Below are 16,207 nucleotides of genomic sequence, written 5' to 3'. Positions count from 1 at the left end.
CACGACGTTGACGTTATTTTTGTTAAAAAAAACAGCCCCAAAGGTCGTTACGCTCAAAAGATGATCACGACTCACTACCGGTAACGACCTTGGGTGGAATTTTAATGGCATTAAAATCATTAGGTTATGGTTATTTTTCTTTTGGGTGATACATGTCACACACCAAAACGCTCTTATTTTTCACCAAGAAAAATCATCGGTTGTTTTGTTGTGACAAGTCGCGCATTTCTGAGTTATATCCGACATAAAAGGGGATTTTTGCCAAGAAGCATTGCGATTGAAATGAAGGTTGTTTCGCAAGGATTATTAATGAGCGATTTTAGCTCGTCAGTCAGAGGACAGGCACATTAGTGTCCATTAGTGTCAGTAGACGCACGTCTGAGATCCGCCAATAACCCCCCAATGGGACAGTCACCGGGATTTGCTCCGAGGTTTGCTCACTTATTTCGATGCGCCTGTCCTGATAGGGGGTAAAAAGTGTCTGTCCCAATTGGAATAAGGAAATATGATAGTGAGAACAGACACTTTATTGGTGACAGTGATTGATTAGAGATATCGGGGACAGGAGATATCGGGGACAGGCGCCTAATGACTAAGGTGCCTGTCCTAGTAAGGGTAAAAGTGCCTGTCCCCAGAAGGGAAAGTGCCTGTCCCCAGAAGGGAAAGTGCCTGTCCCCAGAAGGGGAAAATATAAAAGTGCCTGCCCCCAAAAGGGAAGGCACTTTATTGCAGTGGTGGGTGTGTTGCTAGTCTTCTAGCAGTAGCTGGCGAAGTTGTTGGTAATAGGACTCCAGCTGAGTGCGGGTCGGACTGCGTTTATCGCAATGATCGAGGATAAAGCGAATGGAGCTCAGCACCGTGCGCCACCGCGGGGTTTTTGGCAGGGTTTCGATGAGCAGGTACTTATCCAGTGTGCGGGTTTGTAAGCTACTACGATCAAGGTAGACGCGCCAGAGACCACTTTGCTCGGCAAAATCGAATTTGCTTTTGCCTGTGGCTTCTTCCCAGTAATCTAAGCTGGCTACCATGGCATCAACAATTAGCTGTCTACGTGTGTTGGTTTTATCTTGCTGTTGGTGTTGCGCTTTTTCCGCAAGGGCTTCAAATTCCCCGCCCATCGCTTTAAGCGTTTCAAGTTGGCGCGAGTCTCCGCCTAATGCGTAGCCAGATAAGGCTTCGATGGCGCTTTCTAGGCTCTGTATACGAGACTGAGACACGGGCGCGTCTGTGTTGATGACATACAGGCTATCAATGTCAGACTCGGCTGGAAAACGCAGCAGCATACCGTCAACGTCTTGGGGTTGTCCTTCAATATAAATGGTCAGTGGGCCTTGATAGCGCTCCATATGATTGGCCTGCTCGGGCGCTTTCACTAAGGCTTGACCGTGCATCCGTTTTACCTCGTCCTGTTCACGCCCAAATAAGGAGGCTGCCGCTTGGTTAACAAAGCGAACCTGGCCATCTCTTCGCATACCTAACATGGCTTCAGGGGCGAGAGAGAGCTGTGAAATCAACCAAGACTGGGTTTCAAGTAGGCTGGCTTGTTGGTGGGCACTTTGTTCAAGTGCCTGCTCGAGGCGTTGGTTTTCTTGGCGGCGTTGTTCCGCTTGGCTGGCGGCAAGATGTGTGGCTATCCGTGCGGCAAGCTCTCTTTTGTCAAAGGGCTTACAGAGGTAATCATTGGCGCCGACCTCAAAGCCATAGATGCGATCATCAGGCTGATTTAAGGCGGTCAGCATGATAATCGGAAGGGCAGCATGGTCAAAGCGCTCTCGCAGCTGCTCGCAGACCTCGAACCCACTCATGCCGGGCATGAGCACGTCGAGTAAGATGAGATCTGGCTTTGTGGTGGCGATATGATCAATCGCTGTGCGCCCATCGCTTGCTGTATTGACCTGATAGCCTTCAATATTTAGAAAGCTGGTGAGTACTTGTTGATTGGTGGGCTCATCATCGACGACTAAAATATGTAACCCGTTGTTCTTACTACTTTGTTCAACGGCTTCCGAAGCGGCGTGAACGAGCGCCTCTCTCGTGTCATCTCGATGAATGTGCTGGGTAGAGAAGGCGGTAAGCTCGGTGCTCAACACCGGGGGCTCATCGACACGCGGAAGGGTGAAGCTAAAGGTGGTGCCCACTTGTGGCTGGCTGCTGACGTAAAGCTGGCCGCCCATCAGCTCGACAAGTTGACGACTGATGGAGAGACCAAGACCTGCGCCGTGTTGATAATGATAGTGGCTACTTACTGCTTGTGCGAGCGGCTCAAAAATGGTACTTAACTGTTCTGCGGGGATCCCTTTACCCGTGTCAACCACTTGGATGCGAACGCGATCGTCCAAGGTGTCGGCGCTAATAACAATCTTACCCGCATCGGTGAACTTAATCGCATTTCCCAGTAAATTGTACATAACTTGCTCAAGGCGTTGGGGATCTGCGTGTACCCAGATTGGCGTGTCGCTGAGCTGATTAATGATTTCTAGCGGCTTATCTTTTTTAAGGTGCTTGGCGAGTGACAGCACAAGCTGAGTGATGGCATTGAGGTTGACAGGGCCTTGCTCCAAGTCTAATTGCCCATAGCGCATTTTGTGGTAGTCCAAGAGGTCATCGACCAGCTTGGCCAAGCGCTGGCCGCTGTTGACGATAATCGACAGTTGATACTGATGGTCGCGACTAATCGGACCGTTCGCACCGTCAATCAGTGCTTCGGCAATCCCTATCATGCCGTGTAATGGAGTGCGAAGTTCATGAGAGGTGGTGGCCAAGAATTCATCTTTCAGCTTGTTGGCGACATGCAGCTCTTCATTCTGAGCACGTATGGTGGTGATGTTAGCTTCTAAGGTCTGATTCTGCTGGCGGATTAAGTCTAGTTTTTCGCGAATGGCATGGCGCATACGGGCAAAGCTAATCGCCAAACGCCCGATTTCATCACGACGACGCGTGTGGTGGATTTGGGTATCAAGGTCACCCGCACTGACTTTTTCGGCCGCCCATGTAAGCTGAAGCAGTGGGCGAGTAATAAAGTTGGACATATAGTGCGAGGCAATCACCACCGCGAGAATCGCAAGTAACATGGCGACGATAAAAAGCTGTTGTAGCTGGTGGATACGTGCGTAGGCGACTTGCGTGGGGACTTCAGCCACGAGTCCCCATTTCAGGCCGTGGGTGCGAATGGGGGTGTAAGCGGCGAGCATGGTTTGGCCTGACTGGGTTTGATAGCGGGTGACACCCGTTTCTCCGGCTATGGCTTTTTCTACGGCAGGCGTGTTACTGATCAGCTGACTTTTGCTGGTTAAATGCGCTCGAGTCTTGCCATCATCGCCGACGAGGTGCGTTTCAATCGCATTGGTTTCTCTAGGTGCCATCAGCTTAGTAAGGGCATGGTTAGGAAGCCGGAACAGCGCGTAGCTATGCAGATACCCTTGCTGAATAATAGGGGCGCCAAGCCATGCCACCGGGGCGTCGGTCTCTTCAGCGGAAAAGTCCGAGATAATCACCTTAGGGGTCGGATCTAACTTCCCTTTTGTCTGTTGCGTTTGCTGTTTCAGGGCCGCGAACGTCTGCCCTAATCGTGCATTACGATGCGGGTCTGAGAGTAAGTTAGTGCCAAAGTTGCCCAGCTTTTTCACCGAATAGGTGACGTTGCCTTGCTTGTCGACCAAGAGTAAGTCGTCAAAATCGGCGCGAGCGATCAAAGCTTGATAAGCGCGGTGATAGCGTTTATGGAGCAGCCGATAACGCTCGGTGGCGGAATAATGGGGATCGTCCTTGGGCACAGGCGTTTTAACCCTTTCACCGGACCCAAGATAATAGCGACGTTGCGCGTAGTCACGTGCCGCGTCGATGTTTGGTCGTAGTCGCTGAAACGCATTGACCAAACCATAAAAATGACCACCACTGGCGTAGGCTAGCTCCGAGGCGACAAACCCAAGGACTTCCGCCTCTTTGGCAGCAAAATAATCGTTGACTTGCTGTTGCTTACTGTCGCGAACCGATAAAAGGTGTGCTGTGCTTTGCTCTTGGAGATCTTGGCTATGGGCGTTGAGAAAAAACAAAGCGACCACGATGAGAGGGAGGAGACTCAGTAGCAGAAAGGCCAGCATCAAGGTGTGATGGAGGCGTTTAAATGGGTAAGCAGTAAACAAGGATTTCATAAGCAACAGCATCTTCCCTACAGCAACTTGCCAATATCGTGGCCGGTATGTTGGCCCCTGATGAGTCTGTATCTCTGGCGAAAAGAGTTGGGAGTCGTGTGACGACACGACAATCATCTTATGCCTGACGTTACTGAGTTTTTTTTCTTTGACAAGGAAGTCGCGATGGAAGCGTGTGGATCGACGCACTTTTCCGTGTATCGCTGCAAGATTGCGTATGTTTTGCCCACGTGATTGCATGGAACAACGGTCAAATAAAAAGGCCTCGACAGATGCCGAGGCCTTTAGCATTCCGAAGGTAAACGGAATTAGTACTGAGGTTTGGTCGCCGGTGCGTAGGCAGATGCACGTGCCTCGGCGCTACCTGCTGCTTTCGCTGCTGGGTTAGGCGCTTTAAAGGTAGCGATGGCCACCGGGCTGTGATCAACTGGTTCGTTCGGTGCCGGTGCTTTCATCATCGGTGATGTCGCTCGGCGGTATTGAATCGTTGCCGTCGGGGCATTGATTTCCGCTTCGCGCTCAATCACTTTCTCGGTCACCAAATCGACCTCTGAGTCTTGCTCAGGGGTTGCCGTTGGCGCGTCTGTCATCGCGACATTTGGCATCGCATCGACCACCGGTGTTGCTTGGCTTTGTGCCGGTTGTGGCGCTGGTTCAGAGGCACTTGTCGAAGCCATCGGTTGGGTCGACACTGACTCTGTCTCCTCCGATTTAGCTTGCATGATAATGACTTTACCCATGGCCATTTCTGGACGGGCAACACCACTGACGATAGCCTTACTGTTTTGGCGCTTGTCTTGGCGGCGACGGTCTTGTTTGACTTTCACCGGCTGCTCTGCCGACCACACCTTGCCCATCGCCATTTCGGGTGACGCCATACCGGTAGTCAGCGGCATTGGACTTTTCACCATTGGACGGCGACGACGACGCTGCCCACTGGCGCGAAGGTGGCGCGGTGAGCGACGGTTACGGCGCTTGTCCTGCTGACCTTCTTTCTTGGCATTATCAGGCTGCTGTTTGGCTTGCTGCGCCACTTCTGCCCCGACTTGCTGCAAGTCTTTACCTTGGTCAGGTGTTACCTCGGCCGCCACTTGGCTATCCGCATTGTCTTTGTTGATACGGACACTGCGATTTAGCTTACGACGTTGACGGCGTTGTTTAACCTGTTCGGTCTTCTCTGTCTTTTGATCGGGTTGCTTATTACTTTTATCCGCTTTGTCAGCCTGTGGCTTGGTTGCCTTAGCGTCTTCCTGCGCCGCAGGCTTTTTCGCTTTGTCGTTGCGGTTATCGTTACGGGTTTTCTTCCCTTTACGATTATTATCGCGACGTTCTTCTTGCGGCTTATTCTGGCGGCGTTGTTTGTTATTCCGTCCACGTTCACCGTTGTTGCTATCACTTTGCTCGTCGCGGTTTTGTGGCTTGTTATGGCTACGTGACTTATTGCGCTGGCTGTGTGATGGCTTCTGGCTTTGCTCTGTCTGAGCTGGCTCAGGTTGGGCGGCAGGCTGTGACGATGAAGCGGTTGCTGCATCATCAGCGGGCGCGGCAAACAAGCGCGAGAAGAACTGACTCACTTTGGCGAACAGGCCTGGCTGGGTTGTCGCTGTTGGCTCATCGGTTGGCGCAGCCGCTTTGGTTGCACTGGGTGCTGGCGAGCTTGGCGCCGCAAATCCCTGTAATACAGGCTCTTCACGTTTTTTCGCTGGACGCGCTTGTTGTGGCTCTTCGCGGGCTTCTACTTCCTTGAGCGCATCAATCTGGCTAGGCAACTGATAGGACAGGTTCGCCATTTCTTCACCGCCGCGGACGCGAACCACATCAAAGTGTGGCGTCTGCATGTCGGCATTGGGTACCACGACCACTTTGACATTGTGGTATTTCTCAATGTGCTGGACCGAGCGGCGCTTTTCGTTAAGCAGGTAAGAAGCGACGGGGACCGGGACGATACCCAATACTTGCGCCGTATTTTCTTTCATTGCTTCTTCTTCCATCAGACGAAGAATCGACAATGACAGTGACTCGTTGTCACGAATCACACCGGTGCCTTTACAACGCGGGCAAATATGATGACTGGCTTCTGCCAATGACGGGCTGAGGCGCTGACGTGACATTTCCAGCAAACCAAAGCGTGAAATACGGCCGATTTGTACCCGTGCACGGTCCATGCGGACAGAGTCACGCAATTTGTTCTCCACCTCGCGTTGGTGGCGGACAGGCGTCATATCGATGAAGTCGATCACGACCAAGCCACCTAAGTCACGCAGACGCAATTGGCGGGCAATTTCTTCTGCTGCTTCGATGTTGGTTTGCCGCGCCGTCTCTTCAATATCACTGCCTTTGGTGGCTCGGGCAGAGTTGATATCGATTGAGGTCAGGGCTTCGGTTGGGTCAATGACAATCGAGCCACCTGAGGGTAAGCGCACTTCGCGTTGGAAGGCAGATTCGATCTGACTTTCAATCTGATAGTGGCTAAATAGCGGCACTTCACCTTCATAAAACTTGATGCGGCTGACAAAGTCAGGACGAACCAGCTTGATGTGCTCTTGCGCGCGTTGGAAGACCTTCTCACTGTCAATCAAGATCTCACCGATATCACGGCGCAAATAGTCACGGATCGCACGGGCAATCACGTTACTTTCTTGATGGATAAGGAAAGGCGCAGGGTTGGCGTTAGCTGCCTCTTTCACCGCTTGCCAATGATTGAGCAGCACTTTCAAGTCCCACTCAAGCTCTTCGGCCGATTTACCCACACCTGCGGTGCGTACAATCAAGCCCATCCCTTGCGGCAGTTCGAGGCCAGACATGGCTTCTTTAAGCTGGCTGCGCTCTTCTCCCTCAATGCGACGAGAAATCCCGCCAGCACGTGGGTTGTTTGGCATTAATACCAAATAGCTCCCCGCAAGCGACACAAACGTTGTCAGGGCGGCCCCTTTATTGCCGCGCTCTTCTTTGTCTACTTGGACAATCACTTCCTGGCCTTCTTTCACCACATCTTTGATGTTTGGGCGGCCTTGATAGGTATAACCGGAAGGGAAGTATTCGCGAGCGATTTCTTTTAGAGGGAGAAAACCGTGTCTTTCGGCGCCGTAATCAACAAATGCCGCTTCCAGGCTAGGTTCGATACGGGTAATGCGTCCTTTGTAGATATTCGCTTTTTTTGACTCATGGCCAGGACTCTCGATATCGAGGTCGTATAGCCGTTGACCGTCGACCAATGCGACGCGCAACTCTTCTTTCTGAGTTGCGTTAATCAACATTCTTTTCATCTGATTGTTCTCATTTATTTATCGTTGTTATTAGCGGTTGATGACGAGAGCAGTCGTCAATGCTGCCTGACCCCAAGTCTGATATGGTGCAGCCTCCCGGCTGGAGAAAATCAGGGGTGCGCTCGGGCAAGTTTTAATCGGCCAGCTGCAACGGTTTTTATGGTTCACCGGATTACGCAGTTGGCGTCCGCCGTTTTTACCGATGGCGGAGAGCTCTGACACTGACTAACGGTCTCGTGTCAACACACTAAACGGGTGCTTTTGGTTTACGTCTTACGCCAATTGCCGCGTAACGCCTTAAAAGCATTCGGAATTATGGTTCTTTTACGGATGTCACCGCATACAGCTATCGCTTGATGGATTCATCGCAGACTCAGCTTTTTATCGAAAAATGCATGTTCCGCTGATGAAGTCGCTGTCACAGGCGATAAACTGCGTTTCAGATAAGCGTTTGCTTTTCTGATTAACGCCGCAACTATAGCAGGGAGACTAAAGTCCAGCAATCGGCTTTATTCGCTTATGTTGACTTGGTAGTAAAACCGCGTAGATGTGGTGTTTTTTTGCACGATAATGCCTTTGTGCTGCTCGCGGTAATGGGGGCGAGCACAGCCCGTCGCTGTGCTAGGTAAGGGATAACTTGCCGTAGCAGGTGCATGTCGCTGTGCTTAGCGGTAGAATGAAGGTTATGACAGAACAAAAAACTCAAGTGCGATTCATCGACATCGATGACGACATCGCCGGCCAACGTATCGACAATTTTCTGCGAAATCAGCTGAAAAACGTCCCCAAAAGTATGATTTATCGCGTGCTTCGTAAAGGAGAAGTGCGAGTTAATAAAAAACGCATAAAACCAGAGTATAAGCTGCAAGCCGGAGATGTGGTGAGGGTGCCTCCCATCCGCCTTCCAGAGCGCGATGAGAAAGCCGCCCCCAGTACCAAATTAGACAAAGTGGCTGCGCTTGAGCATTGCATTATTTATGAAGATGACCACCTACTTGTGCTCAATAAGCCTTCGGGTACCGCGGTGCACGGGGGAAGTGGGCTACAATTTGGCGCGATAGAGGCAATGCGCGCACTGCGTCCCAAAGCGCGCTTTTTGGAGCTGGTGCACCGGATTGATAGAGACACCTCCGGGATCTTATTGATTGCTAAAAAACGGTCTGCGTTGCGCCATCTGCAAGCGCAATTTCGCGAAAAAACGGTACGCAAAGACTATTATGCCTTGGTGATGGGCAAATGGCCGACTAAACAGCGCAAAGTCACGGCACCTTTACTGAAAAATGAGGTGAACAGTATTGTGCGTGTCAATTCAAAGGGGAAGCCGTCGGAAACCCGTTTTAAAGTGCTTGAGAGCTTTGCTGAAGCAACCTTAGTGCAAGCAAGCCCTGTGACCGGGAGGACGCATCAGATTCGTGTGCATGCTCAGTATATGGGTCACCCGTTGGCGTGGGACGACCGCTATGGCGATCCCCGTTTTGATGCGTATACCAAGTCGTTTGGGTTGGATCGTTTATTTTTACATGCGGCCACCATCTGCTTCCGACACCCGAACAAGGATGAAAGCATGACGCTCAATGCACCGATGGAGCCCAAGCTTGAGCGGGCGCTTGAGGGACTACGGGCAAAGACCGCATAATTTTTTCCGTATTCCCATATCGTAAATACGCAGTATTTTGTCGCTGCATCTTGCAACAGTGAGTGTTGAAAACACGAGGTAAAAATGAACATAGAACCACCGACCACCGTTGATTATGATGTGGCGTCGAATATGGCAATAAGAAAGCCGCATCCTGCCATTGCCTCTTATTCGTTACTGATTTTTGATTGGGACGGTACGGTGATGGATTCGATTGGGCGCATTGTCTCCAGCCTGGATGCGGCGGCTCGTTTGACAGGGCAACTACCCATTTTACCTCCAGAGCGTTTGCAAACCATGATTGGCCTGAGTTTAGAAAAAGGTTATCAACGACTTTACCCTGATGCAGATCCAACATGGTATGGCGATTGGATTCACCACTATCGCCAACAGTTTGTGCACGATAACCTGACGCCGTGTCAGCTATACCCTGGCGTGAAAGACACCCTTATGTCTCTAAAAGCGCAGGGGTTTAAATTGGCGGTGGCAACCGGGAAATCACGCGCTGGGCTTGATCGGGCGATGGCCGAGACGGGAACTCAGGATTTGTTTTCGGTGACGCGATGCGCCGATGAAACGGCTTCTAAGCCGGATCCTCAAATGTTGGATGAAGTGTTAGCGCATACAGGCATGCCACGGGATAAAGCGCTGATGATTGGCGATACCGGGCATGATATGCAACTAGCCATCAATGCGAATATGGCAAGGCTCGCGGTCACTTGGGGCGTAGAAGATTCTGCCAGCCTTTCGACATTTGAACCCGTTGCGGTATTAAACAGCCTAAATGAGCTGGTGATGGAGAGAGCATAGTACTTGTTAAGGTCTGAGCGCTATCTTGCAGTCCCCAAAGATATAGACCATGATGAGTTAAGGTTTAGATGGAAGCGAAAATAATGAATAGAAAAATTGAAAATTATGGCGTTCAATCGATCCAAAGACCAAAAATTAAAGCGAAGAAAAGCATAGATTTATCGGGCGATCTTGGACGTCAGATTATTAAGTCTGAGACTAAACTGGCTTTACGAACACACGCGAATACGTTTAAAAAGCTAGCTGATATGTGATGGATATCATTTGTTTCCCCTTCGAGCGCGTTATTGAGATAAACGCTTTTATCTTAGCGTCTGGTCCCGGGATGCAAGGAGCTGTAGATCTCGGGAAACTACCTCCTCTCGCTCAACGATTTCGAAATCGTACATGATAACGATCTCCTTGCGGATGCTGTTCGAGACCTTGTTTTGGGAGAAATTAGTGAATTGGATTTCGCCGATGTGCTATACGCTCAATACGCAAGAGTATAAACAATATCCAATTCATGTTCCCCTTAAGGCAGGGAACGCCGACTTGGTGTATATAGCCACTAGATCACGTCGATACCTTCCTTTTCTAGCATTTCACGCAAGCGTATTAACGGCAGACCAACAAGGGTATTCGGATCGCGTCCGTGCATCGCATTGAAAAGGGCAATGCCCAAACCTTCACATTTAAAGCTGCCAGCACAATCTAGCGGCAGTTCTTTGTCGATATAACGAATAATTTCTTGTTCGCTTAGCTCACGAAAATCGACATGAAAGGGTTCAACGTCCGATTGATGCTCCCCCGTGTCACTGTTTATCAATGCAATCCCTGTATAGAAGGTGACTTGTTTGCCGCTTGCGCGTTTTAGCTGTTCGATCGCCACCTCTCGCTCATGCGGCTTGCCTAAAACCTCCTCGTCTATTACACACACTTGGTCTGAACCGATAATGAGCGCATTATCGAATAGCGGCATCCCCGCCATGGCCTTTTCGAGTGCCAGGCGCTCAACCATGTCAGTCGCACGCTCGTGCTCCTGCCGACTTTCGTCAATGGCAGGAGAGAAGGCCGTGAAAGGCAGCGCAAACTTTTTAAAGATAGACTGACGATAGGGAGAACTTGAGGCCAGCACAATTTTTGGTGGTTGTGTGGAGTGCATGAGCGATCCTTCTTTCTTGCGCGCAGAGTTAGATTTGACCAAAAAACAACCCGCATCGGTGATTGTTTATTTCCAACTCTCAGTCTAACCTGAAAAAATGGTAGGCGCGACTTTGAGTCGGGCAAAGCCGTAGCGGTGTGCCTAGCTGGCTTATTGACGGCGGTGAAAGGGTGGGTTTTCATTGTTGCCGGTACGAATGGACAAAGCACCAGCGGCATCCCGATCACCGATGGAATGTGCGCTTTTGTCGCTATCACCCTTTCGCGCCTGACACAGGCAACATTTTCTTTGACTCCAGCGCATTTGGAGGCTAATATTCGCGCCCTATGCAGAAGGTAAAGCTACCGCTGACGGTTGATCCGTTCCGTTGTGCACAAAAGCAGCTTGACTATGATGGTCTTGTAGACAAGCAGCGTTTAGTGCGTCTCGGTGAGGCAACCCAAAGCATCGATAGTGATGCGGAAGTGATGCTTTCGTTCGACATTGACGCCCAAGGGCTCAAAACGGTCACCGGTGGTGCGACCGTCACAGTGAGTCTTGAGTGTCAACGTTGTTGGGAGCCATTTTCATATCGCTATGAAACTGAATTCGTTTATAGCCCGGTTTTCAATGATGACCAGGTTGGCAATTTACCGTATGCTTATGAGCCGGCATTAGTCGACGAAAACGGTGAGATTGATCTGATTCAATTAGTCGAAGACGAGTTGATTGTGGCCTTGCCACAAGTCGCCATGCACGAAGACACCGACTGTAAAGTTAGTGCAGAGAACATGGTGTATGGGGAAATCCCACTTGCTGATGAGCGTCCAAATCCGTTTGCCGTACTAAAAAACTTAAAGCAAAGTAACGAGGAGTAGGGTCAATGGCCGTACAAAAGAACCGTAAAACCCGTTCTAAGCGTGGTATGCGTCGTTCACACGATGCACTGGGTACTCAAGCTGTATCTGTAGACAAAACCAGCGGTGAAACTCACCTGCGTCACAACATGACTGCAGACGGTTTCTACCGTGGCCGCAAGGTTATCAACAAGTAAGGTTGACCCTTGACTCGGTTAACCATTGCACTCGATGCGATGGGCGGGGATTTCGGTCCCCAAGTCACAGTGCCTGCCTCCGTGCAGGCATTGTCACGTTTTGCGGACCTAAACGTGATCCTAGTGGGCGACGAGCACCACATTAAGGCGTCACTGAACCAGCTCAATGCCCAGCATCATTCCCGATTATCTATCGTCCATGCCCCGGACGAGATCCCTAATGATATGCGTCCGTCTACGGCGCTGCGCCGAAGCCATGGCACGTCTATGCGCGTGGCACTGGAAAAAGTGGCCAGTGGTGAGGCGGATGCATGTGTGAGTGCAGGGAACACCGGGGCGCTAATGGCGTTATCCAAGTACTTGCTCAAGCTCTTGCCTGGCATTGATCGTCCCGCTCTCGTAACAGCCTTACCAGGCGCCAATTATCAACGTAAATGGTTGCTGGATTTAGGTGCCAATGTGGCCTGTGATGCCGATACCTTATTCCAATTCGCGGTGATGGGCGCGGTGTTAGCGGAGGCTGAGTTAGGCCATACCCCGCGTATCGGCCTATTAAATATTGGTGAGGAAGCGATCAAAGGCAATGATTTGGTGCGTCGCTGTGCTGATCTCTTGCAGCACAGTGAGTCCGTGCGTTACACCGGCTACGTAGAAGGCGACCAGATCTACACGGGTGAGACGGATGTGATTGTCTGTGATGGCTTTGTCGGCAACGTGGCGCTAAAAACCAGCGAGGGAGTGGCACGTTTGATCATCGACAAGGTGAAAGCCCATCTCCACCCGCATCCTATTAAGCGTTGGATCGCGAAATGGCTATTTTCTGATCTATTAAATCAACTCCAACAGCTGAAACCCGACCAGTACAACGGCGCAAGTTTGCTAGGATTGCGCGGCATCGTTGTAAAAAGCCACGGACGCGCTGATATCGCCGCTTACGAAAACGCTATTTTTGAGGCGGTGCACGAGGTCGAACGGCAAATCCCAACTAAGATAAGTGACCGTTTAGAGGCAGTTCTTCTCGAGAGGCATTAGTAGTCTTCATGTATAGTAAGATTTTGGGCACAGGCAGCTATTTGCCTGAACAGGTTCGCACCAATGCTGACCTTGAACAAATGGTAGACACCAGTGATGAGTGGATTGTGACCCGTACGGGGATCAAGGAGCGTCGCATTGCTGCACCGACAGATACCGTTGCCTCGATGGCGTATCAGGCCGCCGTACAGGCGATAGATATGGCTGCCATTGATAAACATGACATCGACCTGATTATTGTAGCCACCACCAGTGGTGAGCGTGCGTTTCCCGCGGCTGCCTGTGACGTGCAAGCCATGTTGGGGATTAAAGGGTGCCCCGCCTTTGATATCGCGGCGGCATGCTCTGGTTTCGTGTATGCACTCAGTGTGGCGGATCAATACGTTAAAAACGGCCTGGCTAAAAATGCGCTGGTGGTGGGCGCAGATCGCCTTTCTCACACCTGTGATCCCGATGATCGCTCCACCATCATTTTATTCGGTGATGGTGCAGGTGCCGTCGTGCTCTCTGCCGATGAAAATGATGGTATTTTGTCCACACACTTGAAAGCTGATGGCAAATTTGGCGAGCTATTGAAACTTAAGTATCCGGAGCGTGGTCAATCGTTAGAAGCCGATGAAGCGTGGCTTTATATGGCGGGGAATGAAGTCTTCAAAGTAGCGGTAACACAACTGGCCAATATTGTGACAGAAACGCTTCAGGCCAACCAAATTGAAAAGTCAGATATCGATTGGTTGGTGCCACACCAAGCCAATTACCGGATTATTAAAGCGACCGCGAAGAAACTCGCGATGTCGATGGATCAAGTGGTATTGACGCTTGACCGCCATGGCAATACGTCTGCCGCATCGGTGCCAACTGCCCTTGATGAGGCGGTGCGCGATGGGCGAATCCAACGAGGCCAGACACTTTTACTTGAGGCGTTTGGCGGCGGATTCGCGTGGGGTTCAGCGTTAGTCAGATTTTAAATAAATAGGAAAACAGCTATGTCTTCAACAGCTCGTTCTTCAACCGCGATTGTCTTTCCCGGTCAAGGCTCGCAAGCCGTGGGTATGCTCGGGGAGCTCGCCGAACAATATGGCGTTGTGCAGCAGACGTTTGCAGAAGCGTCAGACGTGCTTGGCTATGACCTTTGGGCATTGGTCCAGCAAGGGCCTGACGCGGACTTAAATGAAACCCATCGCACTCAACCTGCGTTACTCACCGCGTCTGTTGCTATTTGGCGCGTATGGGAAGCTCAAGGTGGTGCGGCGCCCATGATGTTTGCTGGTCATAGTTTGGGTGAATATTCTGCCTTGGTGTGTGCGGGTGTATTGGATTTTAAAGAAGCCGTTAAACTTGTCGAGCTGCGCGGTCAATTGATGCAAGAGGCGGTGCCAGCGGGTATTGGCGCGATGTCGGCGATTATTGGTCTCGACAATGACGCGATTGCCACGGCGTGCGAACAAGCGGCGCAAGGCCAGGTTGTCTCACCGGTTAACTTCAACTCGCCAGGCCAAGTGGTGATTGCGGGGAATAAAGAAGCGGTTGAGCGTGCTAACGCCCTGTGTAAAGACGCGGGCGCAAAACGTGCATTGCCGCTGCCCGTGTCAGTGCCTTCTCACTGTGCGCTGATGAAGCCAGCAGCAGAAAAACTGGCGCAAGCACTGGAATCGGTCACGTTTAATGCACCACGTGTTCCTGTGGTCAACAATGCAGATGTAGCAACGCCGATAGAGCCGGCTGCAATTAAAGAAGCCTTGGTGCGTCAATTACATAGCCCGGTACGTTGGACTGAAACAGTCGAGCATATGGCGGCTGAAGGCGTGGAGCAGCTATTGGAATTTGGCCCTGGCAAAGTATTGACTGGCTTGACCAAACGCATCAACAAGGCGTTGAGTAGCGCGGCGGTCAATGATAGCGCCAGCCTTGCCGCGGCGAAGGTATAAACCGTATTACGAAGACACTTTGTGACTGCCGGCGTATGTCGGCAGAATCAACTAAAAGGGTAACCGAATGAAACTAGACGGAAAAGTAGCGCTGGTGACAGGCGCAAGCCGTGGGATCGGCCGAGCCACGGCAGAGCTTTTAGCGGAGCGTGGTGCCACTGTAATTGGTACGGCGACCAGCGAAAAAGGCGCCGCGGCAATCAGCGATTACCTCGGTGAAAACGGTAAAGGCCTGGCACTCAATGTGACCTCGACAGAGTCAGTCGCAGAGGTACTTGATACGATCAAAAAAGAATTTGGCGATGTTGATATTCTGGTTAACAACGCCGGTATCACTCGTGATAACCTATTGATGCGGATGAAAGACGACGAGTGGCAGGACATTATGGACACCAACTTGACGTCGATCTTCCGTTTATCAAAGGCAGTATTGCGTGCGATGATGAAAAAACGCTGTGGCCGAATCATTAATATTGGTTCTGTGGTCGGTGTGATGGGTAATGCGGGACAGGCAAATTATGCGGCGGCAAAAGCAGGCGTGATTGGCTTTACCAAATCCATGGCACGTGAAGTGGCTGCGCGTGGCATCACAGTGAATACGGTCGCCCCTGGTTTTATCGAAACCGATATGACCAAGGCGCTAAATGATGAACAGCGCGCTGCGACTCTGGCACAAGTGCCAGCAGGGCGTTTGGGTGATCCAAAAGAGATTGCTGCAACGGTGGCGTTTTTAGCCTCTGATGATGCCGCTTATATGACGGGTGAGACCTTGCACGTCAATGGCGGTATGTACATGATTTGATCGAGACCGTTGCAATCTCGAATGACACACGTCAAACTCCGATTGATTTGTCCCCAAATCGTGGTTTGACCAGCCGTGGAGGTCTTGCAACTTCCACATTAATGAATAAACTACAGCACATATCGCATCTGCGAATCTTGTAAGGACTAGTATTAATATGAGCAACATCGAAGAACGCGTAAAGAAAATCATCGTTGAGCAACTAGGTGTCGACGAAGCAGAAGTGAAAAACGAAGCTTCATTCGTAGACGACTTGGGCGCGGACTCTCTGGATACCGTTGAGCTGGTAATGGCTCTTGAAGAGGAATTCGATACAGAGATTCCAGATGAAGAAGCAGAGAAGATTACCACTGTACAGGCAGCCATCGACTACGTTGTCGGCGCTTCAGCGTAATCTCAGAATCC

13 protein-coding genes and 1 pseudogene are annotated in these 16,207 nt (G+C 50.9%); 11 read left to right on the top strand and 3 right to left on the bottom strand.

The annotated features are described in order from the left end of the window. Positions 1–746: 746 nt before the first annotated feature. Both FCN78_RS08300 and rne read right to left on the bottom strand, forming a co-directional pair. Complete coding sequence (locus tag FCN78_RS08300) at positions 747–4,151, bottom strand: hybrid sensor histidine kinase/response regulator (RefSeq protein ID WP_077659700.1); 3,405 nt, start codon at positions 4,149–4,151, stop codon at positions 747–749. Between the two features lie 308 nt (positions 4,152–4,459). Continuing rightward, complete coding sequence (gene rne, locus FCN78_RS08295) at positions 4,460–7,408, bottom strand: ribonuclease E (protein ID WP_077659688.1); 2,949 nt, start codon at positions 7,406–7,408, stop codon at positions 4,460–4,462. Positions 7,409–8,102: 694 nt separating this feature from the next. On the opposite strand from rne, the gene rluC reads away from it, so the two are divergent. The 4 genes and pseudogenes from rluC (at position 8,103) to FCN78_RS08275 (ending at position 10,354) form a co-directional block, all read left to right on the top strand. Continuing rightward, positions 8,103–9,053 (top strand): 23S rRNA pseudouridine(955/2504/2580) synthase RluC, encoded by a 951-nt coding sequence (gene rluC, locus FCN78_RS08290; protein ID WP_077605373.1) that lies wholly within the window; start codon positions 8,103–8,105, stop codon positions 9,051–9,053. Between the two features lie 84 nt (positions 9,054–9,137). Beyond that, complete coding sequence (locus FCN78_RS08285; protein WP_235607606.1) at positions 9,138–9,863, top strand: HAD-IA family hydrolase; 726 nt, start codon at positions 9,138–9,140, stop codon at positions 9,861–9,863. 83 nt (positions 9,864–9,946) lie between these two features. Next, positions 9,947–10,117, top strand: a complete 171-nt coding sequence (locus tag FCN78_RS16020; RefSeq protein WP_077487035.1) for an acetyltransferase — start codon at positions 9,947–9,949, stop codon at positions 10,115–10,117. Continuing rightward, positions 10,117–10,354, top strand: a pseudogene (locus FCN78_RS08275) (hypothetical protein). The gene FCN78_RS16020 and the pseudogene FCN78_RS08275 overlap by 1 nt, the downstream one beginning before the upstream one ends. A gap of 59 nt (positions 10,355–10,413) precedes the next feature. Here FCN78_RS08275 and FCN78_RS08270 read toward each other — a convergent pair. Further along, the gene (locus FCN78_RS08270) at positions 10,414–11,007 is read right to left on the bottom strand and encodes a Maf family protein (RefSeq protein WP_077487031.1); all 594 of its coding nucleotides are present in this window, start codon (positions 11,005–11,007) and stop codon (positions 10,414–10,416) included. A 326-nt stretch (positions 11,008–11,333) separates the two neighbouring features. Here FCN78_RS08270 and yceD point away from each other — a divergent pair, with 326 nt between their 5' ends. The 7 genes from yceD (at position 11,334) to acpP (ending at position 16,196) form a co-directional block, all read left to right on the top strand. After that, positions 11,334–11,864 (top strand): 23S rRNA accumulation protein YceD, encoded by a 531-nt coding sequence (gene yceD, locus FCN78_RS08265; protein ID WP_077659689.1) that lies wholly within the window; start codon positions 11,334–11,336, stop codon positions 11,862–11,864. A gap of 5 nt (positions 11,865–11,869) precedes the next feature. Then, positions 11,870–12,040 (top strand): 50S ribosomal protein L32, encoded by a 171-nt coding sequence (gene rpmF, locus FCN78_RS08260; RefSeq protein WP_046075434.1) that lies wholly within the window; start codon positions 11,870–11,872, stop codon positions 12,038–12,040. 9 nt (positions 12,041–12,049) lie between these two features. Continuing rightward, on the top strand, positions 12,050–13,072 hold the full coding sequence (plsX, locus tag FCN78_RS08255) for a phosphate acyltransferase PlsX (protein WP_069362212.1): 1,023 nt from the start codon (positions 12,050–12,052) through the stop codon (positions 13,070–13,072). Positions 13,073–13,080: 8 nt separating this feature from the next. Beyond that, positions 13,081–14,040: a beta-ketoacyl-ACP synthase III gene (locus tag FCN78_RS08250; RefSeq protein ID WP_069362213.1), complete on the top strand. Its 960-nt coding sequence runs from the start codon at positions 13,081–13,083 to the stop codon at positions 14,038–14,040. Between the two features lie 18 nt (positions 14,041–14,058). After that, on the top strand, positions 14,059–15,000 hold the full coding sequence (gene fabD, locus FCN78_RS08245; RefSeq protein ID WP_077659690.1) for an ACP S-malonyltransferase: 942 nt from the start codon (positions 14,059–14,061) through the stop codon (positions 14,998–15,000). A 67-nt stretch (positions 15,001–15,067) separates the two neighbouring features. After that, positions 15,068–15,802: a 3-oxoacyl-ACP reductase FabG gene (fabG, locus tag FCN78_RS08240; protein WP_069362215.1), complete on the top strand. Its 735-nt coding sequence runs from the start codon at positions 15,068–15,070 to the stop codon at positions 15,800–15,802. 157 nt (positions 15,803–15,959) lie between these two features. Continuing rightward, on the top strand, positions 15,960–16,196 hold the full coding sequence (gene acpP, locus FCN78_RS08235; RefSeq protein WP_046075439.1) for an acyl carrier protein: 237 nt from the start codon (positions 15,960–15,962) through the stop codon (positions 16,194–16,196). The last annotated feature ends 11 nt before the right edge of the window (positions 16,197–16,207 follow it).

Source organism: Salinivibrio kushneri, assembly GCF_005280275.1.
Classification (GTDB): Bacteria; Pseudomonadota; Gammaproteobacteria; order Enterobacterales; family Vibrionaceae; genus Salinivibrio; species Salinivibrio kushneri.
This window is presented reverse-complemented; position numbering and strand designations above follow the sequence as displayed.